Origin of the sequence: Maricaulis parjimensis, assembly GCF_016817355.1 — a bacterium.
GTDB classification, from domain to species: Bacteria; Pseudomonadota; Alphaproteobacteria; order Caulobacterales; family Maricaulaceae; genus Maricaulis; species Maricaulis parjimensis.
Map to the genome: position 1 here is coordinate 106,789 of NZ_JADOTT010000003.1, position 26,232 is coordinate 133,020.

Here is a 26,232-nt window from a genome sequence, read left to right on the forward strand (position 1 = left end):
CACGAGGTCTGTGATGACACTCAACCTTTCCATCCCTGAAACCACTGAGCTGCGTCCGCGCATTGTCGTCTTTGGGGTGGGCGGAGCCGGCGGCAATGCGGTCAACAACATGATCGAGGCCAATCTGGAAGGTGTCGATTTTGTCGTCGCCAACACGGATGCCCAGGCCCTGCAGCGGTCTTCAGCTGAAAAGCGCGTCCAGATGGGCGCCGCCATTACCGAAGGTCTGGGCGCCGGGGCCCGTCCGGAAGTGGGTGAGCAGTCCGCCGAAGATTCCATCGAGGAAATCCGCGAGCACCTGGGCGGTGCACACATGGTCTTCATCACGGCCGGCATGGGCGGTGGCACCGGCACGGGTGCAGCACCGGTCGTGGCCCGCGCTGCGCGTGAAATGGGTATCCTGACCGTTGGCGTCGTCACCAAGCCTTTCCACTTTGAAGGCTCGCGCCGCATGAAACTGGCCGATAGCGGTATCGAACAGCTCCAGGAGCATGTCGACACGCTGATCGTGATCCCGAACCAGAATCTGTTCCGCATCGCCACGGAAAAAACGACCTTTGCCGAAGCCTTCTCCATGGCTGACCAGGTCCTGCATTCCGGCGTTCGCGGCATTACCGATCTCATGGTCATGCCGGGCCTGATCAATCTCGACTTCGCCGACGTTCGCGCCGTGATGAACGAGATGGGCAAGGCGATGATGGGTACGGGCGAAGCCGGCGGCGAGAAGCGCGCCGTGGAAGCCGCCCAGGCCGCCATTTCCAATCCGCTGCTGGACGATGTCTCGATGAAGGGCGCCACCGGCGTGCTGATCAACATAACCGGCGGTTATGACATGACCCTCTACGAGGTCGACGAAGCCGCGAATGAAATCCGCGCCGAGGTCGACCCGGAAGCCAATATCATTGTCGGTTCCACCTTCGACGAGACCATGGAAGGTTCCATGCGTGTCTCCGTCGTCGCCACCGGGATCGATGCGGAAGCCCATGTCCAGGCCGACCCGCGCCAGCGCCAGCGTGCGCAAGCCCAGCCGGCCCAGGCCTCCAGCCCGAATGATGCCATCCTGCCCTGGAAGCGCACCAATTCGGATCGTCCGGGCCGCGTGATGGCGGAAACGCCGCGCGCACCGCTGGTCCGCCGTGCCGAGCCGGAAGCCGAGGCCCCGCAGACCGAGGTTGAGGCCGAGCCGATGAAGCGCGCCGTGGGAGCCGAGGACCTGTCCGACGCCGTGTCCACGACCCGGATCGAGACCGAGATCGAGCATGATCCCTATGTTGCCGAAGTGCGGGCGGAAATGCCGGCACCGGCCGAGACACCCCGCGTGGTCCAGGACCAGGCCCGTCTCGCCGAGCAGGCTGCCCAGCTGAATGCGCGCTATGAAGAGCGCCGTTCCCAGGTTCCGGCCCGTGAGGAAAAAGTTGAAGACGAGCCGAAGCGGGGCGGTTTCTCGCTCTTTGGCCGCCGTCGCAAACCCGCCGAGCCGGCACCGAAAGCCGCTCCGGTGACGAAGACGGCACCGGTCCAGACGTCCGCGCCGCGTCCTCAATCGGGCGATCTGTTCGGTGACAGCCTGGAAGAGGGTGATCTGGAAATCCCGGCCTTCCTGCGTCGTCAGGCCAACTAGGTCCAAGTCATTGATTTTACGGCAAGGTCCGTCCGGTTCGTCCGGGCGGGCCTTGTCTTATGCCGCTATGCTGCAAACGCGTAACAAACGGCAACAATGCTTTAATTGAATGCAGACAGCGCCTGGTGTTGTGTGCAGATGTGGATTGGCGTCCTCGCCGGTCCGTTAGGGTAAACAGAAGCAGACGGCGCGTAACAGTGATTAACCGGCACACATTGGCGGCCCCCGTGGTTTGCGCAGGCATTGGTCTCCACTCTGGTGAACGTGTCCGCATGGTGCTCCAACCGGCTTCCGCCGGCGCCGGGGTCAGCTTCGTCCGCACGGATATCTCCGACATCGACAACCGGATCGCTGCCAAGGCAGACGCTGTTTGCGAACTGCGCCTGGGCACGACGATCGGCAATGCGGCCGGCGCGACCATCGCGACGATCGAGCATTTGATGGCGGCCCTGTCCGGCCTGGGTGTCGACGACGCCATTATCGAGGTCGATGGCCCGGAAATCCCGGTGATGGACGGTTCGTCTGCGCCCTTCGTGAAACTCATCCGCCAGGTTGGCCTGAAAGCGCATGCGGTGCCGCGCCGTGCGATCCAGGTCCTCAAGCCGGTGACTGTCGAAATGGACGAGCGCCGCGCCAGCTTCCTGCCGGCTCTCAAGCCGATGATCGAGGTCGAGATCGCTTTCGAGCATGCTGCGGTTGGCCGTCAGGCCTGCGTGTTCGATGTGACGCCGGATATCTTCTCTGACGATATCGCTGGTGCCCGCACTTTCGGCTTCCAGAAGGATTATGATGCGCTGCTCGCGGCCGGTCTGGCCCGCGGTGGTTCGATGGACAATGCGGTCGTGCTCGATGATGAGGGCGTCGCGAATCCGGAAGGCCTGCGCTTCAAGGACGAGTTCGTTCGCCACAAGGCGCTCGATGCGCTGGGCGATCTCAGCCTGGCCGGTGCGCCGATCATTGGCCGCTATTCGGCCGAGCGTCCGGGCCATGCCATCAATAATCTGGCCCTGCGTAGCCTGCTGGAGGATTCGTCCAGCTGGAAATGGGTCAATATGCGCGATGACGCGCATCAGGACGTTGCTCTGGCTCACTCCTGAGCCTCGGATTTTCACGCACTGCTGACGCGGCACTTTTGCCTTGGCAAATCATCCGCTACAACGTTGGCGAACGGGTGGCCGTCGGGCCGCCACAGCTGTTGAGCCCCGTGTGCCATGACCCTTCCGTTGCGTTCCCTGTTTTCGCTTGTCCTGTCGACCGCTGTCCTGGCGGGTTGTGCAGGAAACAGACCCGATGCGGCTGTGGCCTATGTCGAGCGTCCGGCAGAGACAATCTACGCAACCGCGATCCAGCGCATGGACCGCCGGGACTATCGCTCCGCGGCGCAGCTCTTCGATGAAGTCGAGCGCCAGCACCCGTATTCGGAATGGGCCCGCCGTTCCATGCTGATGGCCGCTTTCGCGAACTATCAGTCTGCCAATTACGAGGAAGCGATCTCGGACGCCGAGCGTTTCATCTCCCTGCACCCGGGCAATCGCAACGCGGCCTACGCCTATTATCTCGTCGCGATCTGCTATTTCGAACAGATCATGGATGTCGGCCGGGACCAGGGTGCCACGGAGCAAGCGCTGGAGGCGCTGCAGCAGGTTGTGCGCCGCTATCCGGAAAGCCGGTACGCGACCGATGCCCGCCTGAAGATCGACATGACGCGTGACCATCTGGCCGGCAAGGAAATGACGGTCGGCCGCTGGTATCTGCGCCGCAATTATCATCTCGCTGCGATCAACCGCTTCCAAAATGTGATCGAGAATTACGGCACCACCTCGCACGTGCCGGAGGCCCTGCACCGCCTGGTGGAAGCCTATGTCGCTCTCGGCATTGACGAGGAAGCGCGCCAGGTCGCGGCTGTCCTCGGCTACAATTTCCCGGGCAGCGATTGGTACCAGAACAGCTATGACCTGCTGACCCGTGAGGGGATCGCCATCGACGAGGCGATCGACCAGGCCGATCCGACCTATTTCGAACGCGCCTGGCGGCGTCTCTTCGGCTAAGCGGACGGGGGTGCGAACGGCTGCATGCTGCTCTCCCTATCCATTCGCAATGTCGTCCTGATCGATACGCTGGACGCGTCTTTCGAGAGCGGGCTCTGCGCCCTGACCGGTGAGACCGGCGCCGGCAAATCCATTCTTCTGGGTGCGCTGGGACTGGCCGCCGGCGAACGCGCCGACCGGGCCCAGGTCCGCTCCGGTTCCGGTGAAGCCCAGGCCATTGCCGAGTTCGACCTTCCCGACACGCATCCCGCCCGCGCCCTGCTGGACGAGGCGGACATTCTTGTCGAACCGGGTGAGCCGGTCATCCTGCGCCGCCGTCTGGCCGAGGACGGTCGTTCGCGCGCCCATATCAATGACCAGCCGGCCAGTATCGGCCTGCTGCGAGCCCTCGGCGATGTTTTGGTGGAAGTGCATGGCCAGCATGATGGCCGGGGCCTGATGGACCCCAAAACCCATCGCGGCTATCTCGACACCTATGCCGCCCATGGCGATCTGATCGCGGCCTGCCGGGAGACCTGGTCGGGCCTCTCCAAGGCCCGCACGCATCTGGATGAATTGGTGCGGGCCAATCAGGCGTCCGATGAGGAAAAAGCCTTCCTCACCCACGCTCTGGAAGAGCTGGAAAAACTCTCTCCGCGCGCCGGGGAAGAAGCGGCGCTCGCAGAGGAACGCCAATTCCTGCAGGGCGCAGAACGGGCGCTGGGTGATCTCCAGGAAGCTCAGGAAGCCTTGGCCGGCGATGGCGGCGGTCTGGAATCCCGGCTCAATTCCGCGCTGCGCGGACTGGAACGCGTGCGCAGCCATATCGGGGAGGGCGGGGGCTCTGCCGGTGCCGCGCTGGAGCGGGCGGCCGGCGCCATTGACCGGGCGCTGATCGAATTCGCCGAAGCCGAGGATGCGCTGGCCGATGCCGCGCAGGCCTTCGATGTCGAGCCGGGCCAGCTGGACGCCGTCGAGGAGCGCCTCTTTGCCTTGCGCGGCCTGGCCCGCAAGCATTCCGTGGATGTGGACGAGCTTGCGGCTTTGCACGGCCGGCTCGCCGAGCAGCTGGACGCGATTGAGAATGCGTCCGACCGGATCGCCGAGGCCGAGCGCGCCGTGACCGCCGCCCGCGCCCGCTATGACGACGCCGCCCATGCGCTCAGCCGCAGTCGCACCCGTGCCGCCGAGGAGTTGGCAGCTGCCGTAGCGGAAGAATTGCCGCCATTGAAAATGGAACGGGCGCGTTTCCGGGTCTCTGTGATTTCCGATGATGACCGCGCCGGTCCGGACGGGCGGGACCAGATCGTGTTTGAAGTGGGCACCAATCCGGGCGCGCCCTTCGGCCCGCTCGACAAGATCGCATCCGGCGGGGAACTCTCCCGTTTCGGTCTGGCTCTGAAAGTGGCACTGGCCGGTGAGGATGAAGGCCTGGTCCTGGTCTTCGACGAGGTCGACCAGGGCGTGGGCGGAGCTGTTGCCGATGCCGTCGGCCGCCGTCTCAAGCGTCTGGCTGAAAAAGGCCAGACCCTGGTCGTGACCCACTCACCACAAGTCGCCGCCGTGGCCGATCATCACTGGAAAATCGTCAAGGATGAGGATGGCAAGGGCGGCATGCGCACCACGCTGATCCGCCTGGACGGCGCTGAACGCCGCGAGGAAATCGCCCGCATGCTGTCCGGTGCAGAAGTCACTGATGCGGCACGGGCCCAGGCCGATGCATTGATGGCCGTTGAGGCCTAGTCTGTCCGAGTTCGATTCTTCTCACGGGACTGACCGCGATGAGCGCACTCAAGGACGTCGAAGCCCTCACCGAAACCGAAGCGCGGGATGAGCATGCGCGTCTGGCGAAGGAAATCGCCAAGCACGACAAGGCTTATTACCAGGACGATGCGCCCAAGGTCTCCGATGCGATCTATGACGCCTTGCGTCAGCGGCTCGAAGGGATCGAAGCCCGTTTCCCCTCTCTCGTGGATCTGTTCTCACCGACCCAGCGCGTCGGGGCCGCGCCCTCCGGCAAGTTCGGCGAGATCACTCATGCTGTACCCATGCTCTCCTTGGGTAATGCCTTTTCCGACGAGGATGTGGCGGACTTTGAGGGCCGCATCCGGCGCTTTTTGGGGCTGGGCGACAGCGAAGCCGTCGCCATCACGGCCGAGCCCAAGATCGACGGTTTGTCCGCTTCGATCCGCTATGAAAAGGGTCAGCTGGTCCATGGAGCCACACGGGGTGATGGCCAGACCGGTGAGGATGTCACCCGCAATCTCCTGACCCTCGACGAAATCCCGAAGACCCTCGCCGGTTCCGACTGGCCGGATGTGGTCGAGGTGCGGGGCGAGGTCTACATGTCCCACGCCGATTTTGCCGCGCTGAACGAGCGCCAGGAAGACGCCGGCAAACCCGCCTACAAGAATCCGCGCAATGCCGCCGCCGGCTCGCTTCGCCAGATCGATCCGGCAATGACGGCCCAACGCCCGCTGAAATTCTTCGCCTATGCCTGGGGTGAGGTGAGTGAACCCCTGGCGCAGACCCAGTTTGATGCCGTTTCGAGACTGGAAAGCTTCGGTTTTGTCATCAATCCGATCATGCAGCGATGCCAGGGCGTTGCCGAACTGATTGCGGTCTATCGCGATATCGAGTCCAAAAGGGCGACATTGGGCTATGATATCGATGGCGTCGTCTACAAGGTCGATCGCCTCGACTGGCAAGAGCGTCTGGGCTTTGTCGCCCGCGCACCGCGCTGGGCCATTGCCCATAAATTCCCCGCCGAACAGGCCACCACTGTCCTGGAGGCCATCGACATCCAGGTTGGCCGTACCGGCGCGCTGACGCCGGTCGCCCGGCTCAAGCCGGTCACTGTGGGCGGTGTCGTGGTGACCAATGCCACCCTGCACAATCAGGATGAGCTGGAGCGCAAGGATATCCGCGTCGGTGATACGGTTGTTATCCAGCGCGCCGGCGATGTCATCCCGCAGGTCGTCCGTGTCGTCGACCCCGATCGTGAAGGCCGTTCGGACCCCTTCGATTTCCCCACCCAATGCCCGGTCTGCGGCAGCCATGCCGTACGCGAACACGATGAGAAGACCGGCAAGCTGGATGCCGTGCGCCGCTGCACCGGAGGGCTGATGTGCGGCGCTCAGCTCAAGGAGCGCCTCAAGCATTTCGTTTCGCGCAAGGCCTTTGATATCGAGGGGCTGGGCACCAAGCAGATCGAGGCTTTCCAGGATGAGGGCCTGGTGAAGGAGCCTGCGGATATCTTCACCCTGAAAGCGCGCAATGAGGCTGGCGAGATCGTGCCGCCCCTGCAGGAGCGCGAGGGGTTCGGCGCGACCAGTATCGGCAATCTCTTCCAGGCCATCGAGGATCGCCGCACGATTGCCTTCGGCCGTTTTCTCAATGCCTTGGGCATCCGCCATGTCGGCGAGAATACGGCCCAGCTCTTCGCCCGGACCTATACGCGCTGGGCGGATTTCCGGGCCGCGGCGCAAGGCCTGGATGACGAGGCCGTGCGGGCCGAGATGCTTGGCATTGACGGGATTGGCAATGCTGCCGTGGAAGCCCTGCAGCAGTATTTTGCCGAGAGCCATAACCGCGATGTCCTCGACCGGCTTGAAGCCCAGCTGACCATCGAGGATGCCGAAGCGGTCAAGAATGACAGTCCCGTTGCCGGCAAGACCGTGGTCTTCACCGGAACGCTGGAGCGCATGACGCGCGACGAAGCCAAGGCCAAGGCCCAGAGCCTGGGGGCCAAAGTGTCCGGCTCCGTGTCCGGCAAGACGGATTATCTCGTCGCTGGCCCTGGCGCAGGTTCCAAGGCCAAGAAGGCCGCGGATCTCGGTGTGGAAACCCTCACCGAGGACGAGTGGTTTATCCTCATTGGTGAATAGCCAAAAAAAAGGCCGTCACGCGTGGTGACGGCCCAGGTGTACCCGATGGTGGTGGGGTGTTTCGTGTCCTAGAAGGGCATCAGGAGGTCATAGAGCTCCTGGCCGTAACGCGGGCGCTGCATGTCGGTCAGATGACCGCGGCCGCCATAGGAAATCCGGGCTTCGGCGATCTGCGTGTGGGCGATCGTATTGTCCGAAGCAATGTCTTGCGGGCGGGCGATCCCGGTGATCAGGAGTTCGCGCACCTCATTGTTCACGCGCACTTCCTGACGGCCGGCAATCACCAGATTGCCATTCGGCAGAACCTGGGTGACCAGGGCGGCCACCGTCAGAGAGATGCTCTCATTGCGGTTCACCGTACCCGTTCCCGTCTGGGAGGAGTTGGAGCCGAAATCGGTCAGATTGTCCGGGTCGATGGCGTCATTGAAGAAGCCGGTCAGATCGGCACCCAGGAAGTTGGCCAGATTGCTGTCTTCCGCCGAAGCGCGCGAGCGGGCCGTGGAATTCTGCAGCTGGGCGCGGTCGGAAATGTCGATATTGACGGTCAGGATGTCGCCGATACGAGCCGCCCGCGGATCACCGAAGAAGGTGGGCGAATTGGCGTTCCACAGCGAGTTGGATGCGGCGACGCGGGTTTGCGGCATGGCGTAGGTCGGCATCGGGATCTGCGACGGACCCGTGCCGGCCAGCGGTGCTGGGCTTTCGATCGGGGTCATGGGCGGGGTCTGGCCGACATAGGAGAGACGGTCCGTGGCCGCGCAGGCCTGCAGGGTGGCCGCGCCGATGATGAGAATTGCGAGTTTGCGGATCATGGTGGGTCTCCCTGGGGATCAGAAGCTGGTGGCAGACGGCGAGAAGCCGACGCGGGCGCGGCCCGGCCCGTCGACGAGGGCCTCAACCGTGCGATTGGATTGAAGATTGACGAAGCGGGCCATTTCACCGTCGGCCGCGTCTTCCAGGGCGCGGGCGCGGACGGAGAGCTGGATGCCCGGCGCTTCGAACAGGAGGGTGATGAGCTCACCGCGTTCCACTGCGACCGGACGCTGCAGGTCATAGCTGCGCAGCGGCTCGCCGGGGCGAAGGGTGCGGCGGGTCTCGAAGCCGATCAGGTCCGACGGATCCAGGATGGCATCGGGACGCAGACGATCAGCGCGGTGGGATACCCATTCCACATCACTGCCCGTGATTTCGGTCCCGGCCGGAATGGCGCGGGCCAGCACCGGAACATCGACCGTGGCATAGGCGCGGCCGGTGAGGCGGACCGTGTCGGCCCCGTCATAGGGCGCGACTTCCGCCGACAGCAGGCCGGAGCGGATGTCATAGTTCAGCGACACGATCTGCGGACCGCCGACGCTTTCTACCGGTGCGTGAAGCACCAGGCCGGAATTGGCCAGCTGAACATCATGGACACTGCCTTCGCGGGCGAAGAGCTCGCCTTCCAGCATGTCCGTCAGCATGTCGGCATCGACCGTGCGGCTGGCGCGGGCGACCGTGACGCGGCGGACACCGGCCGCATTGGCCCAGTCCAGATCATGCTCGGCGGCAATGTGCTGGACATAGGACACGTCCAGGGAAGTGCGGCTGCCCGGTGCCGGAGCGCGGGCGACCACGACGTCGGCGCTGGCGCCGGCGCTGGTGAAGAGATCGCCCAGCGTGATGTGCGAACCCTCGGCGGAGGGGTTCTCGCGCAGGACGACCGTCTCGCCGGCCACGGCCGGAGCCGTGACCAGAGCCGTGGTGAGGCAGGCGAGAGCGAAGAAGGATTGGCGGGTCATCAATCAGCCCCCCGTTAGCGCAGGTTCGAGGAGGCGGCGAGCATCTCGTCGGAGGCCGTGATCACGCGGGCATTCATCTCATAGGCCCGCTGGGCCTGGATGAGTGCGGTGATTTCGGAGACCGCGTTGACGTTCGCGCTTTCGACATAGCCCTGCATGACAGCGCCATAGCCGGGGCTGTCCGGCGTGCCGACATTGGCGGCACCGGAGGCGGCGCTTTCCAGGTAGAGGTTGTCGCCGACAGCTTCCAGACCGGCCTCATTGAAGAAGGTCGCCAGTTCCAGCTGACCCACGGTCTGCGGTTCGGTCTGGCCGTCGATAAGCGCCTGGACCTGGCCCTGCGAGTTGATCGAGACTTCGCGGCTGTCCTGCGGGATGGCGATGCCCGGGGCGACCGGATAGCCGTCCGGGGTAACGATCTGGCCTTCCGCACTGATCGCGAAATTGCCGGCGCGGGTATAGGCATCGGAACCGTCCGGCATCTGGATGCGGAAATAGCCGCGGCCGGAGATCGCCAGGTCAAACGGGTTGCCCGTATTGTTCAGCGAGCCCTGCTCGGTGATCCGGTAGATCGAGGACGCCTGGACACCCAGACCGACCTGGACACCGGTGGGAACGATCGTGCCGGCGTCGGACGAGTTCATGCCCATGGCCTGGACGTTCTGGTAGAGGAGGTCCTGGAACTCGGCCCGCTGGCGCTTGAACCCCGTGGTGTTCATGTTGGCCAGGTTGTTCGAGATCACTTCGACATTCATCTGCTGGGCTTGCATGCCCGAGGCGGCGGTGGTGAGTGCACGCATGGTTCAACTCCTCCTTAGCTGACGCGACCGAGGCGCTCGATGGCGCGCTGGTTCAGGTCTTCGGCGTCTTTCAGGAATTTCGAGACGGATTGGTAGGACCGCATGATCGACATCATGTCGGTGAGTTCGATGATGGACTGGACGTTGGAGCTTTCGACATAGCCCTGGCGGACGTCCGGATCGAACATGGCCTGGGGCAGGTCGTCCGGATTGTCCGAGGCCGGGATCGTGTAGCGGCCATTGCCCTCTTTGGTCATCTCGGACCGGTTGGCGATTTCAAACACGCCAATCCGGCCGACCTGGACACCATCCTGGATGACCGCGCCGCCATCGACGATGGTCGTGGTGGCAGCGTTCGGATCCAGAAGGATCGGGCCGCGCGTATCCGCATCCAGCACGATCGCGCCGTCGGACGTGGTCAGTTCGCCCAGCTCATTGGTGTGGAAGCGGCCGTCGCGGGTGTATTGCTCGGTGCCATTGGCCTCGACCGCGAAAAACCCGTCGCCTTCAATGGCGAGGTCCAAAGTGCGGCCGGTGTATTCCATCGCGCCCTGCGAGAAGTCGCGGCCCATGCCCCACGTATTCACATACTGCAGGTCGGAGGGGCCGTCCGTGCTTTCGGCGGTACGGGCGGGCTGATTCTCCAGGAGGAGCGACTCGGCCTTGAAGCCTGCCGTTTCAGCGTTGGCGATGTTGTTGGCGATCACGTCCATGCCCCGTCGAAGGGTCATCTGGCGCGTGAGGCCGATCATGATTGCGTTGTCCATCGGGCGGTTTCCTTTCTGGATACCTCGGGGTCCGCCGTCATATCGCAGCGGTTGCCCGACAAGTTGCACGCAGCGTGCCAAGGTTAATTTTGATGGTTATCAATAACTTGGCGGGGAGGGGGCGGTCGGAAGGGGTTTCCCTTGCGGCAAAGGAGTCCGGGCAGGTGGGAACAAATTGCCGGGTTCGCGCCGATCACTACGAAACGTTAACCGCGTCCGCCGTTAATGGTTTCAGACGATTCTTCCGTTTGGAGCTGGCGGCATGGCCGACGAAAACGACGACATCGAAGACGAGACCGAAGGCGAGGAAAAGCCGAAGAAGAGCCCGATAAAGCTGGCTCTTTTCATAGGCTTGCCCGTCCTCATCCTGCTGCTGGCAGGTGTGGGTGGCTTCCTGCTGTTCTCGGGCGGTGGCGATGACGAGACTGAACACGCCGAAGCAGGCCATGGCGAAAGCGATGGTCATGCGGTCGCGGAATCACACGATACGCACGGTGACCAGGTCTTTTATTATGACCTGACGGAAGGTGAGGGTGAGGCGGAAACGATCACCACGAACATCCGCTCCACCGACGGTCGTCCCGTGATCCTGCAGCTGCAGGTCTCCTTTGAATCATCCAATCCGGAACTCGGTGCCATCCTGGAAGCGAATGTCGATTCCATCATGGACCAGTTCATCATGTTCCTGCGTGAACTGCGCGAGGATGACCTGTACGGCTCCGCCGGCATGCACCGGGTCCGCCTGGAATTGCTGCGCCGTGTGAACCTGGCCATTGAACCGGCCCAGGTCGATGCCGTGCTCATCCAGCAGTTCATGATTGTCGACTAACCCCCAAGGATCGAGAGCTTCATGTCCGACGATTTGGATCAAGATGCCCTGGCAGCCGAATGGGAGGCGATGGCCGAGGACGGTGACGACCTCGACCTGGCTTCCGAATGGGAGGCCATGGTCGGCGGTGGTGACGATGACGACCAGGAATTGCCGACCGTTGGCGGTGGCCCCGAGCGCATCCTCAACCAGGACGAGATCGACAGCCTGCTGGGCTTCTCGCTTTCTGATGACGACGCGGCCGACAAGTCGGGCATCCGCGCCATCATCAATTCCGCGCTGGTCTCCTATGAGCGTCTGCCGATGCTGGAGATCGTCTTCGACCGCCTCGTGCGCCTGATGACGACCTCGCTGCGGAACTTCACCTCCGACAATGTCGAAGTCTCGCTCGACAACATCTCTTCGATCCGTTTCGGCGATTATTTGAACTCGATCCCGCTGCCGGCCATCCTGGCTGTCTTCCGGGCACAGCAGCTGGACAATTACGGCCTGCTGACCGTCGACTCCAACCTGATCTACTCGATCGTGGACGTCCTGCTCGGCGGTCGCCGGGGCACGTCGGCCATGCGCATCGAGGGCCGTCCCTACACCACGATCGAACGCATGCTGGTACAGCGGATGATCGAAGTGGTTCTGGGCGATGCGAAACAGGCTTTCGCGCCGCTGACCGAAGTCGATTTCGATCTGGAACGCGTCGAGACCAACCCGCGCTTTGCGGCGATCGCCCGCCCGGCGAACGCGGCCATCCTGGTCAAGCTGCGCATCGACATGGAAGACCGTGGCGGCCGCATCGAACTGCTGCTGCCCTACGCGACGCTGGAACCCATCCGGAAAATGCTGCTGCAGCAATTCATGGGTGAGAAGTTCGGCCGCGACAATATCTGGGAAGGCCACCTGGCGACCGAATTGTGGTCGACCAATATGGAAGTGCACGCCGTGCTCGACGAGCAGCGCCTGCCGCTGGGCAAGGTCGCGGACCTCAAGGTCGGTGACACGCTCTTCCTCGACGCCACGCCCCATAGTGAAGTTGAACTGCGTTGCGGGCAGGTGCCCCTGACGCGCGGCCGTATGGGCCGCATTGGACATAACGTAGCCCTGCGCCTGAACGGACCGCTGTCCCCGGGTGCCAAGAAAGCGATGATGAGGTTCGCATGACGCTCGCAGCCCTGGTTTTCGAAGGCCTGGTGGCCGCCCTTCTTCTGGTCGCCGTTGTCATGTGCTGGCGCGTGGATCGCCGTCTCAATGCTCTCAAGAAGGGGCAGGACGGCGTGCAGTCCTCGGTTATCGCGCTCAATGAAGCGACGGACCGTGCCCGGGCCAGCCTTGCCGCACTGGAGCGCGCTACGACCCTGTCCGGCAAGGAGCTTGAGACGCGCGTTGCCGAAGCCCGCAAGCTGACCGACGAGCTGAGCCTGATCACCGGCAAGGCCGACCGCGCCGCTGACAGCCTGGCCAATCGTTCGCGCCCGGCGCCGCGCCGCCGCGCTGCCGATTTCTTTCCGGAAGGCGCCGGTTCGCGCGTCATCAATGATCTGAAGGACGTCCGCTAGACCCATGCGTGATTCCGTTCGCCTCCTCTCCGTTCTCGCCGTCCTGATGGGCGGCCTGTTCGGCCTCAAAGCCCTGTCTGTCGCCAATGGCGCCGCCGATTGGTGGAGTGCCCATGCGGCCACGCTCGCCACCTCAGAAGCGGAAGCCCAGGACAGCCATGGCGAGTCCGAGGCGGCGCAGGAGGATCATGCCGAGGACGGCCATGCAGCGGACGAATCCCAGCCGGCTCCGGCCCGCACGACGCCGCCACCGGCCGGTGAAGTGTCGGCTGCTTTTGCTGAGCGCATCGCCAATGGCGTGCGTACGGCCGAGGAAGAGCGCGTCATCTACCGTCTGCGTGAGCGTTCGGCTGAACTGGATGCCCGCGAGACGCAGCTAGAAACGCGTGAAGCCCTGATGCTGGCCATGGAACAGCGCGTCGATGGCAAGATCGACGAGCTCAATGATCTGCGTGACCAGATCATGGACCTGACCAATTCCCTGTCCGAGCGTGAGAATGAGGACATGCAGGTCATCGTGGCCTGGTATGCCGCCATGGATGCGCGCGATGCCGCCGAGCGGATCGCAACGCTGGACATGGATACCCAGATCCAGATCGCGGCCCGCATGTCGAACCGACAGTTCGGTCCCATCCTGGCAGAGATGACGCCGGCGGATGCCGCTCAGCTGACCCAGCGCATGGCGGCCCGCAGTGATCTGCCGGAAACCGTGGCGGAGCTGGAGGCGCGGCTTGCCGACGAGGGCTAGTCATATCCTGCATCTGACAGGCCAGGCCGTCGCGCTGGCCCTGCTTGGATCGACAGCCCTGGCCCAATCGGCCGGGGTGTTTGTCGTTGAGCGGTCGCCTTCGGGCGCGCGCATCCTGATTGATTATGATGATGCCGTGGGCAATTCCCGCCCGACGGCAGACGCGTCCGTGGAGCACACGGTTCTGATCGCCCGCCTCAGCGAGCCGCTGGATGCGGATGCGAATGATCTGGCCTCCCAGCTCGGTGATTTGGCCGCTCGGGCCCGTCTGGATCCGGATGGCCGCACGCTTCGTGTGGCACTGAACCGTCCTGCCGATGCGCATGTTTCCGCCAGCTATGACCAGGTCGCGATCGACCTCGTCGCGCCGGGCGGTGCGGCACCGGAGCCTGTTGTGTCCCCGCGCGAGGCGCGTGAGCGTGAAGAGGCCCGCCGGGCCGCCGAACTGGCAGCCCTGCCGCCTCCGCCTCCGCCGCCGGCGGATCCGCTGCCGGTCCGCTATCGCGTCGGCCAGGCGACGGAATATACGCGCATTGAATTTCTCTGGCCGCGCGAGGTGGACTTCACACTCAGCCAGGACGGCAATGAGGCAGAAATCCGGTTCGCAGAACCGGCGGAGATCGACATCAACCGGCTAGCCGGTTCCCCGCCGCGTTTCCTGGAAACCCTGCGCGCGACCCGCGAGGGTGATGAATGGGTGCTGCGCCTGACCGTGGACCCGGGCGTCCAGGTCCGCGCCTGGGGTGAGGATGGCCGGGTTGTCGTCGACTTGCCGGATCCCGATTTCGCCGATGCCGCCACCTTGCTGGCCGAACTGGGCGACCAGCTCGACCGAGTCGAAGCCGAGGTGGCCGAGCCGGTCGAGGAGATTCATGACGAGCCTCCGGTCCCTGTCGAACAGGCCGAGACGTCGCACGCGCCAGCTACGCATGAGCCGGAAACCCATGAACCGGTGAGCCCGCCGGCCTGGCTGGAAGCCAATGCCGAGCCGGAAGACGCGCCGGGTCCGGTGGACCTGCGTGCCGATCCGGTGCCCGAGAGCGGTGTTGTCCGCGCCAACATGTCCGAATTCAACGGCGATCTGCGCATCGAATTCGACTGGGCTGCGGCACCGGGAGCGGCTGTCTTCCGCCGCGGCGAAGCGATCTGGATCGTGTTTGACGCCGCTGCCCGCCTCGACCTGCGCGAACTGGACACGACCAATCGCCGCCATGTCCGCAATTTCTCTTCGGCCCAGGGCGAGGACTGGACGGCGGCCCGGATTGTTGTTCCGGCAGCGTCCCAGGCGGAAGCCCGGGTCGATGGCAGCCGCTGGACAGTGGTTTTTTCCGAGAGCATTGATGCGCCGCCGCGCCCGATCCAGGTACGCCGTGATGCCCGTCGTGCCCGTCCGGGCCGGATTCTGCTGGATATGGCGGAGCCGCGCGAGATCCGCTGGGTTGAAGACCCGGTGGTGGGTGACCAGATCGCCGTGATCACGGCGGCGGCCCCGGTCCAGGGCGTCACCGCCCGCAGCGAATTTGTCGGCGGTACAATCCTGCCCAGTGCGCAAGGTGCGGCTGTCGAGGTGCTGGCGGATGACATCCAGGTCCAGCTGGTTGCCTCCGGTGCCGTGATTTCACGCCCCGGCGGCCTCAACCTGACCCCGGCGGGTGGTGATAGCGGCCGCCCGGACACGTCGGTCCTGGCCAATATTTCTTCGCCCGCCCTGATGTATTTCGATGCCTGGGATGGCGATGGTTATTTCCCGGAAGAATGGCGCGCCCGCCTGCGCCGCGCGTCTCTTGAGGACGGCACGGACGGTCTGATCGCCCTGGCGCGTTTCCTTTTGGCCAACGAACTGGCGCCGGAAACCTTGGGCATGATCGATCTGGCCCTGGAAGTGGATCCGGCCCTGGCCAATGATCCTCATGTCCGCGCCATGCAGGGCGTCGCCAGCTATATGCTCAACCGTCTCGATGATGCCGAGGCCTATCTCTCGCACGCCTCCCTGGCCCAGGACCCGGCTGCCGATCTGTGGCGCGCCATGGCCGCTGTGGGAGAAGAGCGTTGGCAGGATGCGCGCCGCCGCTTCTCCACGGGCGGTTCGACCATCTACTACTACCCGCCGCATTGGCAGGCGCGCTTCCATGCCGGACACGCCCGCGCCGCTCTGGAACTGGGCGATTTCGCTGCCGCGCAGGACCATCTCTATCTGCTGGAAGGTGGCGAGCCTGATCATCAGAGCCGGATGGAAGCGGATTATATCCAGGCCCGCCTTGCCGAAGCCGAGGGCGATCTGGAAACCGCGATTGCCAGCCTGCAGACCTTGGCCGAGGCCGGCGATGGCCGGATGGAAGCCCAGGCGCTGTTTGATCTCTACCGCCTGCAGCTCGCCGTCGGGCAGATCAGCCGGGAATCGGCGATCGAGAATCTGGAAAATCTGCGTTTCCGCTGGCGTGGCGACACGATCGAGCTGGAAACCGTTCGCATGCTGGGCGAGCTCTATGTCGGTTCCGGAGAGTATGCCCGCGGACTGGACACGATGGACACCGCCCAGGCGCGCTTCCCCAATACCGAAGCCGGTCGCCGCATCGGCGAGGACATGACCACGATCTTCCGCCGTCTCTTCCTGGAGGGCGAGGCGGACCGGATGGATCCGGTCGAGGCCGTGGCGATCTTCTACCAATACCAGCATCTTGCCCCGATCGGTGCCGATGGCGACCGCATGATCCGCCGCCTCGCAGACCGGCTCATCGCCTTCGACTTGCTCGACCCGGCGGCTGAACTTCTGCAGCACCAGGTCGATTCCCGCCTGCGGGAACCGCTCGCCCGCGCCCGTGTAGCGACCGATCTGGCCATCGTCTACCTGATGGACCGGCGCTATGAGGATGCGCTTAACGCGATCCGCTCTTCCCGCGTGGCGGGCCTGCCCGAGGCCGTGGTTGACGAGCGCTATCTGCTGGAAGCGCGCGCCCTGTCGGAACTGGGCCGGCATGATCAGGCCCTGGAGTTGATCTCTACCGACCAGTCTGAGGCCGCCAACCGGCTGCGGGCTGATGTTGCCTGGACCCGCCGGGACTGGGCGACAGCCGGCCGCCGCCTCGAAGCGCTTCTGGGTAATCGCTACATGCGCGACGAAGCCCTGGATCTGTCTGAGCAGGCCGATGTGATGCGGGCGGCGATCGGTTATTCCCTGGCCCGGGACATGGCCGGTGCCCGCCGTCTGGGCCAGCGCTATGGACCGGCCATGGAACAGACGGACCAGGCCGCTGCCTTTGCTCTGCTGACCGATGAAGATGCTCGGGCCGGCAATGCCCGCTTCTCCGATCTGGCGACCCGGATCGCCAGCATCGACACGCTGGAAGCCTTCATCGAGCCCTTCCGCGACCGTTTCAACAATGGTGGCGGCCCGAGTTGATTCGTCGCTTTGCCTGCGAATGACGACCGGCGCACACTGGTGTTTCCCTTGAAGGAGGCACCCGCATGATCCTCGTTGATATTGATGCTGAAACCGGACTGGTCGTTGCCAAGGCCGTCGGTGAGGTCACCGCTTCGGACTATGAACAGGCGCTGGTTCCCGGGCTCGAGGCCGCGATCGGTGATCATGGCCCGGTCCGCATGCTCTACTGGTTCGGACCGGAGTTCGAAGGCTTCTCACCAGGGGCTGTTTGGGCCGATGCCCGCCTGGGGCTCGATCACATGAAGGACATCGCGCGGATCGCCGTGGTCACGGACAATGCAGTGATCTCGGCCATGGTCGCGGGTGTGGGGATTTTCATGCCCATGCCCGTGCGTGTGTTCGATGAGGCACGGATCGGTGAAGCCAATCGCTGGCTGCTGGCGGCGGACTGAACTCAGCCGCCCGCTGGCCCGATGGTCCCGAAGCTCTGCATCAGCGATCCCGTCACCAGGCGCCAGCCGTCGATCAGGACAAAGAAGATCAGCTTGAAGGGCAGGGAGATCACGATCGGTGGCAGCATCATCATGCCCATGGACATGAGGATGGAGGCCACGACCAGATCGATGATCAGGAAGGGGATGAAGAGAAGGAAGCCGATCTCGAAGGCGCGGCGCAGCTCCGAGATCATGAAGGCCGGCGCGACGATCCAGAACGAGGTGGCTTCCGGGCTTTCCGGCAGGGGCTGCTCCGACATCTCCACGAACAGGCCCAGATCATCCTCGCGCGTGTGTGCCAGCATGAAGGTCTTCAGCGGCGCAGTGGAGAGGTCGAAGGCTTCGGTCAGCTCGATCTCTTCGGCCAGCAGGGGCTGGATCCCGTCATTGTAGGACTGGGTGAAGACCGGGGCCATGATGAAGCCGGTCAGGAAGATGGCGAGCGAGATCAGCACCGCGTTGGGCGGGCTTTGCTGCAGGCCCAGACCGGTCCGCAGCAGGGACAGGACCACGATGATGCGCACGAAGCTCGTCGTCATGATGATGATGGACGGGGCCAGCGACAGCACGGTCAGCAGGGCGACCAGCTGCAGCACCCGTTCGGTCAGATCGCCCTCGGTTCCCGTGTCGATCGTGATGCTTTGGGCATCGGCGCCGGCACCCACCAGTGTCACAAGGCCCAGGACGAATAGCAGGGCGTAGGCCCAGAAACCCTTTTTCATGACGCCGTCTCCTGTAATTCGACGGGTTCGGCAGGGGCGGGCTGGCTGGACAGGACGGTCTCGGCTTCCGCGCCCAGAAGGACGACATGTTCGGTTCCGTCTGCCTGGAGAATCACCAAACGGCGGCGCGGATCGATGACGAGGGTTTCCTTCAGCATCAGCCGGCGGCGATGGCCCTGGGTGAGGGCACGCAGCCCGGTCATGTTCTGCAACACCCAGCCCTTGCGGACCGCGTAGGAGAACAGGCCCAGCGCGCCGAGCAGCATGGCCAGAACGGCGATGGCGAAGAAATAGTGCGTCCAGTCGATCTCGGTCATGGAAGACCCTGCCTCATAAGAGATTACAGAGGTGTGGGGTGATGCGGTTAAGGGCGCATTAACCGTGCGAGCGCAGGTTCGTTAAGACGTAGAAAAGGGGATTCGCGCATGCGACCCGATGACGTGTCCGTCCTGGCCATGCTTCGCCAATCGATGAGCTTCAATGCCGAGCGCCAGCGCGTGATCTCGGAAAATGTCGCTCATGCGAATACGCCGGGCTATGCCGCGAAGGACCTCGACGTCGCCGACTTCCAGAGCGCGCTGCAGCGTCAGCTGCGCGGCCAGGGTGTCACGGGTGGTTCCAGCGTGCGTCTCCAGACCAGCGAGGCTGGCCATATGTCCGGTTCGTCCGGCGCGGCAAGCTCACGCGGTTGGGAGACGATGGAAAACCCTGACTCCGAAACCACGATCAACGGCAATTCCGTGGTCCTGGAAGAACAGATGGTCCGCGCCCAGGAAGTGCGCATGCAGTACGAAACCGCGCTGACCCTCTACCAGAAGAATCTGGGCCTGATCCGTACCGCGATCCGGCCGGTGGGCCGCTAAGGCTCCGACAGGAAGGTGACAGACAATGAGTGACGCAAACGACTCCATGTCGATCTCCGCAGCCGGCCTCCGGGCCCAGGCGGCGCGGATGCGCATCATTTCGGAAAACATCGCCAACGCAGAATCGACCGCGCGCGAGCCGGGCGGTGATCCCTATCGCCGCCAGATCCCGGTTTTCGAAGCCGAGCTGGACCGCGTGACGGGCCTGAACATGGTCCGCATGACCGATGTCGCGCCGGACGAGAGCGAATTCACGCTCGAATATGATCCGGGCCATCCCGCAGCCAATGCCGACGGCTATGTCAGCACGTCGAATGTGCAGATGCTGGTCGAGATGATGGATATGCGCGAAGCGATGCGCACCTATGAGGCCAATCTCAACATGATCGAGAATTCGCGCCGCATGCAACAAACCACGCTGGACCTGCTGCGCCGCTAGAACGCGCGCGCCGACCTGAGAAACAAGGATAGTTAGTCATGGCTGATCTTGCTGCCGTCCAGGCCTACCAGGCCGCCGTCCGTGCCGCCCAGCAATCCTCCATGGGCAAGGAGCCTGAACAGGCGTCCGGCCTTGATTTCGGCAGCATGGTGACCAGCGCCATCGCCGACACTACCGGCGCTGTGGCCAATGCCGAGCAGATGTCTGCCGCGGCGGCCGCTGGCGAAGCGGAACTGCTTGATGTGGTGACCGCTGTCTCTGCCGCGGAGATCTCGCTGGAAACCGTCGTCGCCGTCCGCGACGAGGTCGTGAAGGCCTATCAGGAAATCCTGCGCATGCCGATCTGATCGCGACCCGGATCAATAATTCAACGCGTTAAACCCCGGTCTCTGGCCGGGGTTTTTCTTTTTTCGACGGAATGTCCTCTCCCGTCCCGTTCCAGTCTTGGGGAAAGAAAAAGAAAGAGCGGGGTCAGGAGAGGAGACCCGGATGATCTGGGACAGGCAGGCGGGCTCGGCCCGCGCGATCGCTGCGGCGGTCACTTGTGTCGTGCTGACCGCATGTGGCGGCGGTGGCGGCAGTTCAAACACCGATACGGGCGGCGGCATGACGCAGCAGCCCAATTCCGCCCCCGTCGTCAATTTGGCCAATCTCGATCAGGCCGCCGAAGTCGGAGAGGCTTTCACCTATGACGCGTCACAGAATGGCGCGACTTTCACCGACCCTGATGGCGATGCGCTGAGCTATGCCGTCACCCTGACCCCGAACGGGTCCGGACTGGCGGCGCAGGGCTCAGTGATATCGGGCACGCCGACGGCAGCCTTCGATGTCACGGCGACCATCACGGCCAGTGATCCGTCCGGTGCGACGGCCAGTGACAGCTTCACCATTTTCGTTGATGAAAACCAGGATGTGAAAGCGCTCCATGGCCCGTCCGGCCTGCGCTTTCTGGAAGGCCGGTCCGTCAGCTTTTCGGCCGATGACTGGGCGGACCTGTTCGAGAACCCGTCCACAAATCCGCTGCTGCTCGATCTGGAAGTGGACGGGACCATTCCCGGTCTCACCCTGACCGGCAATACGCTGTCCGGCATCCCCACCCAGTCCGGCCGCTGGACCGGCCGCATCACCGCCAATAATGGTGCCGGCGAAGGCGCGGAACGGGCAATCCAGATCGTCATTGTGCGTACCAGTACGACCGGTGCGCCTGACCTGCCGGCGCAGGCGTTCGACTATGTTGCCTATTCGGAGACCAATCTGCCGCTGCATTTCACCGATCCGGCCCAGGGCGGCAATTCGGTGATCGCGACGGACAACACGCCGGACGATAATCCGCTGACCAATGCGGGCGCTACGCTGGGCCGGGTCCTGTTCTACGACACCCGCCTGTCAGCGAATAATACAGTGTCTTGCTCCTCCTGCCATGTGCAGGCTTTCGGCTTTGGCGAGCCCAGCCAGTTTTCGACCGGCTTTCAGGGCGGTTTGACTGATCGCAATGCGCCCTCCCTATCCAATGTGCGCTTCTATCACAATGGGCGCATGTTCTGGGATGAGCGGGCGGCCAGTCTGGAGAACCAGGCGCTGGTTCCGATTCGCAATCCGGTCGAGATGGGCAATACGCTGGATGCTGTTGTGGCGACTGTGGAAGGCCAGGCCTTCTATCCGCCCCTCTTCGAAGCCGCTTTCGGGGATGATGAGGTGACAGCGGACCGGATCGCCAGGGCCCTGGCCCAGTTCCAGCGTGCCATTGTCAGCTACCAATCCCGGCTGGATGAGGCGATCATTGGCGATGATCCCGATGTCGATGACCCGGATCTGGCCGGCCGTCTCACGGCGCAGGAACTGCACGGCATGGCGCTGTTCGAACCGGTCGATGCCGACATACTGGCCGCGGCCGGTCTGGGACCGGTCCAGACGCTGGGTTGTGACCAATGCCACCGGACGGCCGTGCAGATCCTGTCGACGGCGCCCAATGGTGCGCCGGGTCCGCAGAATATCGGACTGGATGCCTCCATCCTGGGGGAAGGGGCCAATGGCAATGATGATTTCAAGGTGCCCAGCCTGCGCAATGTCGGGATATCCGCGCCCTACATGCATGATGGACGTTTCGACAGTCTGGAAGACGTCATCAATTTCTACGCCCAGGACGTGAATGATAACGGCCAGACCAGCCGTTTCCTCCGCCAGGGCGATGCCGCCAACGGGGCCATCCAGCGTTTCAACCTGGATGAGGACGAGATCGACGCCCTGGTCGCCTTCCTCAATGCACTGACCGATGAGGCGGTGCTCAATGATCCCATGTTCTCCGATCCCTTCGCGGACTAACCCCCCAGACGGATTGGCGAAGCCCGGGGCCGCCGCGTGTTGTGCGGTGGCCCCGGTGCACACAAGGCCGGTGCACACAGGACATGAAAAAGGGCGGGCCTGTTCGGGCCCGCCCTTTGATTTCCTACCGGATGGTCCGGCCTATTCCTCGCCGGTCTGTTCGGCGATCCAGGCCTGGATGCGCTCTTCCAGCACGGCCATCGGCATGGCGCCCTGGGTCAGAACGACATCGTGGAAGTCGCGGATGTCGTAATCGCTGCCCAGCGCGTTCTCGGCGACATTCCGCAGGCGCAGGATTTCCAGCATGCCGATCTTGTAGGCCGTCGCCTGGCCCGGATAGACGATGTAGCGGTCAATCGCATTGCGGCTGTCACCTTCCGGGTTCGGCGTGTTCTCCAGCAGGTACTGGACGGCCTCTTCCCGGCTCCACTGGTGATAGTGAAGGCCCGTATCGACGACGAGGCGGCAGGCGCGCCACAGCTCCATCGCGAGACGGCCGAAATCGGAATAGGGGTCGGAATAGAAGCCGAACTCGACCGGCAGGTATTCCGTGTAGAGACCCCAGCCCTCGGTATAGGCCGTATAGCCGCCAAACCGGCGGAAGGCCGGGACATCCTGCAATTCCTGCATGATGGCCAGCTGCATGTGGTGACCCGGAATGCCTTCATGATAGGCGAGGGCTTCCATCTGATACGTCGGCATGTCGGCCATGTCGCGCAGATTGGCGTAATAGACGCCCGGGCGTGTGCCGTTCGGCGCGGGGCGCTGGTAGAAGGCCTTGCCGGCCGAAGCTTCGCGGAAGGCTTCCACGCGGCGCACTTCCAGATCGGCTTCCGGGAAGGTGTTGAACATTTGCGGCAGCGTGTCACGCATCGTGTCGATCAGCGCGGTCGCGTCGGCCAGATACTGGTCGCGGCCCTCATCCGTGTTGGGATAGTAGAATTGCTCGTCGGTCCGCATGAACTCGAAGAAGTCCTGCAGCGAGCCGTCAAACCCGACCTGGGCCATGATGCCGCGCATCTCGTCATGAATGCGGGCCACTTCCTGCAGGCCGAGTTGGTGGATCTCCTCGGCGGAGAGATCCATCGTCGTATAGCCATTGAGCAGATGATTGTAATACTCGCCGCCATCCGGGTGTTTCCAGATGCCGTCATCCTCGGTCGCTTCTGCGGCCTGTTCCTCAAACAGGGCGATGATGCGCTGATAGGCCGGCTCGACGACGGAAGTCAGCGCCGCTTCGGCCTCGGCCAGCAGGCGCTCGGTTTCCGCTTCGTCCAGATCCAGGGCGGTGATCTTGGAGCGGATATCGGCCATCAGCGGGCTGTCTTCCCCGCTATCATCGAAGGGCGCGCCGGTGATGATGTTCTGCGCGGTCTGGATCATCGGGGCGTAGGTCCACAACGGGGTGAACACGCCCAGCTCGAAGGAGCGGCGCGAATTGGCGATCGCCTGGTCGAGATAATCGCCCATCCCGTTGAGACGTTCGATATAGGCCTCGGCATCTTCCAGCGTATCAACGCGGTGATTATTGATCAGGAAGGTCGGCGTGTTCATGTGCGGACCGGAGCGCGGCGTGAAGGTGTATCCATGATCGCGCCAGCGCCAGCTCAGCTCACTGCGTTCGGCATCATATTCGAACAGGCGCCAGGACAGCTGGGCATTCTCGTCCAGCGCATCGAAATCGAAGTTCGCGTGCATGTAGTCGAGATTGGCGCGGCCGATCTGGTAGGTCTCTTCGGAGAATTCCGGGGAGTTATCGTTCCAGGACCCGTAATTCGTCTTGCGGCCCAGATAGGTCTGGAATTGCGGATAGCGGTTCAGCCCGTCCTCGAAGACCTGTTGGAACCAGGCATTCAGGCGGTCGCTTTCCGTTTCCACGGCCTCGGCAGCGGCCATCTCCGTGGACGCCGGCGCTTCGGCCGTCGGGGTCGGGGCGACATCTTCACCTTCATCGCCGGTGGGCGAACAGGCGGACAGCAGGGCCAGGGCTGAAACGCCAGCCAGCCAGGGCGTCAGTGTGAATTTGGACATCGGTTTCCCCTTTACTCGGAACTCTGCGGCCGGTTGGCCGCGACATAATCATTCACCAGCTCGGTCAGAACCGGCAGCGGCAGCGAGCCATGGGTCAGCACGACATCATGGAATTCGCCCCAGTCAAACGCATCGCCCAACTCGTCGCGGGCATAGTCGCGCAGGTCGCGAATACGCATCTGGCCGATCTTGTAGGAGGTCGCCTGACCCGGCCAGACGATGTAGCGCTCGACTTCCCGGGTCACCTCTTCCTCGGTGAAGGAGGTGTTTTCCAGCAGATAGTTGATCGCGTCTTCGCGGCTCCATTGCAGGGCATGGATCCCTGTGTCGACCACCAGGCGTCCGGCGCGCCACAGCTCGTAGGCCAGCCGTCCGAAATCCTGGTAAGGGTCCGTGAACAGCCCCATTTCCTTGCCCAGGCTTTCCGCATAGAGCGCCCAGCCTTCGCCGAAGGCCGACAGGTAGAGCTGGCGCTGGAACATGGGCTGGCCTTCCAGCTCCTGCGTCAGGGCCAGCTGGAAATGGTGCCCCGGAATGCCCTCATGATAGGCGAGGGTCTCCATCTGGTAGGTGGGCAGGTTCCGCATGTTCGACGTGTTGGCGTAATAGATGCCCGGACGGGAGCCATCCATGGCCGGCGAATTGTAGAAAGCGGTCGGCGAACCGGCAGCCCGGAAGGCTTCCACTTCGCGCACAATCATCGGCGCCTGCGGCGTCGTGTTGAAATAGTCCGGGATGACCTCGCCAACGCGTTCGAAGACGACATCCACCTCTTCCAGATAGCGCTGACGGCCCTCATCCGTGTTGGGATAGTAGAACTGCTCGTCGGAGCGCATGAATTCGAAGAAGTCCTGCAGCGAGCCCTCAAAGCCGACCTGTTCCATGATGCCGCGCATCTCACCATGGATACGGTCGATCTCCGACAGGCCGATATCGTGGATTTCCTGCGGCGACAGGTCCGGCATGGTGGTGAAAGCGGCCAGCTGGCTTTGGTAGAAAGCCTCGCCGCGCGGCAGTTTCCAGGCGCCATCCCGGGTATCCGTCATCGCCTGGTGGCGTTCGAACATGGCGATCAGGCGTTCATAGGCCGGACCGGTCTCGGTCTGCATTGTTTCGATCCCGCGGGCCAGGAGGTCGTCCTTGGCGGCCTGGTCGATCTCCAGCGCATTCACCTTGGCCCGGAAATCGGCCAGCAGCGGGCTGTCGGTCTCGCTGTCGTCGAACGGTGCGCCGGTGATCACGGCGCGCGTATTGCCGATCAGATAATCGAAGGCAAAGCGGGGTGGCATGACGCCAGCTTCGGCGCGGGCGTCGGCGCGTTCGATCAGGGTGTCGAAAACACCGGCGAAACCGGCGAGGCGGGAGATATAGGCTTCGGCCTCGGCCGCATTGGTGACGCGGTGCTGGTTGATCAGGAAGGTCGGCATGCCCGTATGGGGGCCGAACATCTGGGTGAAGACATAATTCTGGTCGCTGAACCCGTATTGCCGGATGCCGGTCTCCTGCAGGTATTCGAAGACGCGATAGGAGACCCGCCCGTCTTCATCCAGCGCGTCCAGATCGAAAGTGTCGTGCAAATAGGCCAGACGCTCGATCCGGCGTTGCTGATTGGCTTCGGCCGAGGCGTCCGACACATCATCCCAGCGGCCATAGGCGTCCAGATCATCGCGCCGGCCGAGGGCGGCCAGGCCTTGTGGCGAGCGGGCGATATCGGCTTCGAACAGGGTTTCGAACCAGGCATAGAGCCGTTCAGTCTCGGCCGCTTCGACCGGGGTTTCCACGGCCGGGGCCTGGGCCGTATTCGTCCCGGCATCCGGTTGCGAACAGGCGGCGACAAGGGCCAGCATCGACACGGCCAGCGGCGTGCGTAGGTGTTTGATCATGATCGGTCTCCCCACCGGCGCCCGCTCCTCCCACAGATCGGACGCATAAAACGAATGGCAGCCGCCACCGGGCCGGCAGCGGCTGTCATCCA

General features: G+C 63.6%; 23 protein-coding genes. 15 read left to right on the forward strand and 8 right to left on the reverse strand.

The genetic code is table 11. From position 1 onward, the window contains the following. The first annotated feature begins 13 nt into the window (after positions 1-13). From ftsZ to ligA, 5 genes are all read left to right on the forward strand, one after another. A complete protein-coding gene (gene ftsZ, locus I0K07_RS06205) occupies positions 14-1,621 on the forward strand; it encodes a cell division protein FtsZ (protein WP_203291973.1) in 1,608 nt (535 codons plus the stop codon). Between the two features lie 197 nt (positions 1,622-1,818). Beyond that, positions 1,819-2,718: a UDP-3-O-acyl-N-acetylglucosamine deacetylase gene (gene lpxC, locus I0K07_RS06210; RefSeq protein ID WP_203291974.1), complete on the forward strand. Its 900-nt coding sequence runs from the start codon at positions 1,819-1,821 to the stop codon at positions 2,716-2,718. Between the two features lie 114 nt (positions 2,719-2,832). Continuing rightward, a complete protein-coding gene (locus I0K07_RS06215; protein ID WP_203291975.1) occupies positions 2,833-3,669 on the forward strand; it encodes an outer membrane protein assembly factor BamD in 837 nt (278 codons plus the stop codon). A 24-nt stretch (positions 3,670-3,693) separates the two neighbouring features. Continuing rightward, on the forward strand, positions 3,694-5,391 hold the full coding sequence (gene recN, locus I0K07_RS06220; protein ID WP_203291976.1) for a DNA repair protein RecN: 1,698 nt from the start codon (positions 3,694-3,696) through the stop codon (positions 5,389-5,391). A gap of 38 nt (positions 5,392-5,429) precedes the next feature. Further along, complete coding sequence (gene ligA / locus I0K07_RS06225) at positions 5,430-7,535, forward strand: NAD-dependent DNA ligase LigA (RefSeq protein WP_203291977.1); 2,106 nt, start codon at positions 5,430-5,432, stop codon at positions 7,533-7,535. A 68-nt stretch (positions 7,536-7,603) separates the two neighbouring features. Here ligA and flgH read toward each other — a convergent pair whose 3' ends face one another. Genes flgH through I0K07_RS06245 form a run of 4 tightly spaced genes read right to left on the reverse strand, consistent with a single transcriptional unit; the run spans position 7,604 to position 10,877 of the window. Next, positions 7,604-8,347, reverse strand: coding sequence for a flagellar basal body L-ring protein FlgH (gene flgH, locus I0K07_RS06230; RefSeq protein ID WP_203291978.1), 744 nt, complete (start codon positions 8,345-8,347; stop codon positions 7,604-7,606). A gap of 18 nt (positions 8,348-8,365) precedes the next feature. Then, the gene (gene flgA, locus I0K07_RS06235; RefSeq protein ID WP_203291979.1) at positions 8,366-9,310 is read right to left on the reverse strand and encodes a flagellar basal body P-ring formation chaperone FlgA; all 945 of its coding nucleotides are present in this window, start codon (positions 9,308-9,310) and stop codon (positions 8,366-8,368) included. A 14-nt stretch (positions 9,311-9,324) separates the two neighbouring features. Next, a complete protein-coding gene (gene flgG, locus I0K07_RS06240; protein ID WP_203291980.1) occupies positions 9,325-10,110 on the reverse strand; it encodes a flagellar basal-body rod protein FlgG in 786 nt (261 codons plus the stop codon). A gap of 14 nt (positions 10,111-10,124) precedes the next feature. Next, entirely contained in the window at positions 10,125-10,877 is a 753-nt protein-coding gene (locus I0K07_RS06245; protein ID WP_203291981.1) for a flagellar hook-basal body complex protein, read from the reverse strand. 262 nt (positions 10,878-11,139) lie between these two features. Here I0K07_RS06245 and I0K07_RS06250 point away from each other — a divergent pair, with 262 nt between their 5' ends. The 6 genes from I0K07_RS06250 (at position 11,140) to I0K07_RS06275 (ending at position 17,838) form a co-directional block, all read left to right on the forward strand. Beyond that, positions 11,140-11,706: a flagellar basal body-associated FliL family protein gene (locus I0K07_RS06250; RefSeq protein WP_203291982.1), complete on the forward strand. Its 567-nt coding sequence runs from the start codon at positions 11,140-11,142 to the stop codon at positions 11,704-11,706. A 21-nt stretch (positions 11,707-11,727) separates the two neighbouring features. Beyond that, positions 11,728-12,861: a flagellar motor switch protein FliM gene (fliM, locus tag I0K07_RS06255; RefSeq protein WP_203291983.1), complete on the forward strand. Its 1,134-nt coding sequence runs from the start codon at positions 11,728-11,730 to the stop codon at positions 12,859-12,861. Continuing rightward, positions 12,858-13,256 carry a DUF6468 domain-containing protein gene (locus I0K07_RS06260; protein WP_203291984.1) on the forward strand — a complete coding sequence of 133 codons (399 nt, stop codon included), beginning with the start codon at positions 12,858-12,860 and terminating at the stop codon, positions 13,254-13,256. Before fliM ends, I0K07_RS06260 begins: the two co-directional genes overlap by 4 nt. A gap of 4 nt (positions 13,257-13,260) precedes the next feature. Further along, positions 13,261-14,004 (forward strand): MotE family protein, encoded by a 744-nt coding sequence (locus tag I0K07_RS06265; RefSeq protein ID WP_203291985.1) that lies wholly within the window; start codon positions 13,261-13,263, stop codon positions 14,002-14,004. Beyond that, positions 13,988-17,404: a hypothetical protein gene (locus tag I0K07_RS06270; RefSeq protein WP_203291986.1), complete on the forward strand. Its 3,417-nt coding sequence runs from the start codon at positions 13,988-13,990 to the stop codon at positions 17,402-17,404. The genes I0K07_RS06265 and I0K07_RS06270 overlap by 17 nt, the downstream gene beginning before the upstream one ends. 65 nt (positions 17,405-17,469) lie before the next feature. Continuing rightward, complete coding sequence (locus I0K07_RS06275) at positions 17,470-17,838, forward strand: SpoIIAA family protein (protein ID WP_203291987.1); 369 nt, start codon at positions 17,470-17,472, stop codon at positions 17,836-17,838. 2 nt (positions 17,839-17,840) lie between these two features. On the opposite strand, the gene fliP is transcribed toward I0K07_RS06275, so the two are convergent. Continuing rightward, positions 17,841-18,602 (reverse strand): flagellar type III secretion system pore protein FliP, encoded by a 762-nt coding sequence (gene fliP / locus I0K07_RS06280; RefSeq protein ID WP_203291988.1) that lies wholly within the window; start codon positions 18,600-18,602, stop codon positions 17,841-17,843. Further along, entirely contained in the window at positions 18,599-18,919 is a 321-nt protein-coding gene (locus tag I0K07_RS06285; protein WP_203291989.1) for a flagellar biosynthetic protein FliO, read from the reverse strand. Before I0K07_RS06285 ends, fliP begins: the two co-directional genes overlap by 4 nt. A 108-nt stretch (positions 18,920-19,027) precedes the next feature. Between I0K07_RS06285 and flgB the strand changes: the two genes are divergently transcribed. The 4 genes from flgB to I0K07_RS06305 all read left to right on the forward strand — a co-directional run bounded on the left by flgB (position 19,028) and on the right by I0K07_RS06305 (position 22,226). After that, positions 19,028-19,465: a flagellar basal body rod protein FlgB gene (gene flgB, locus I0K07_RS06290; protein WP_203291990.1), complete on the forward strand. Its 438-nt coding sequence runs from the start codon at positions 19,028-19,030 to the stop codon at positions 19,463-19,465. Between the two features lie 25 nt (positions 19,466-19,490). Continuing rightward, entirely contained in the window at positions 19,491-19,904 is a 414-nt protein-coding gene (gene flgC, locus I0K07_RS06295; RefSeq protein WP_203291991.1) for a flagellar basal body rod protein FlgC, read from the forward strand. Positions 19,905-19,942: 38 nt separating this feature from the next. Continuing rightward, positions 19,943-20,251: a flagellar hook-basal body complex protein FliE gene (fliE, locus tag I0K07_RS06300; protein ID WP_203291992.1), complete on the forward strand. Its 309-nt coding sequence runs from the start codon at positions 19,943-19,945 to the stop codon at positions 20,249-20,251. A gap of 142 nt (positions 20,252-20,393) precedes the next feature. Beyond that, the gene (locus tag I0K07_RS06305; RefSeq protein ID WP_203291993.1) at positions 20,394-22,226 is read left to right on the forward strand and encodes a cytochrome c peroxidase; all 1,833 of its coding nucleotides are present in this window, start codon (positions 20,394-20,396) and stop codon (positions 22,224-22,226) included. Between the two features lie 141 nt (positions 22,227-22,367). Here I0K07_RS06305 and I0K07_RS06310 read toward each other — a convergent pair whose 3' ends face one another. Together I0K07_RS06310 and I0K07_RS06315 are read right to left on the reverse strand one after the other, a co-directional pair. Then, a complete protein-coding gene (locus tag I0K07_RS06310; RefSeq protein WP_203291994.1) occupies positions 22,368-24,257 on the reverse strand; it encodes a DUF885 domain-containing protein in 1,890 nt (629 codons plus the stop codon). An 11-nt stretch (positions 24,258-24,268) separates the two neighbouring features. Then, a complete protein-coding gene (locus I0K07_RS06315) occupies positions 24,269-26,140 on the reverse strand; it encodes a DUF885 domain-containing protein (protein ID WP_203291995.1) in 1,872 nt (623 codons plus the stop codon). Positions 26,141-26,232 lie beyond the last annotated feature (92 nt).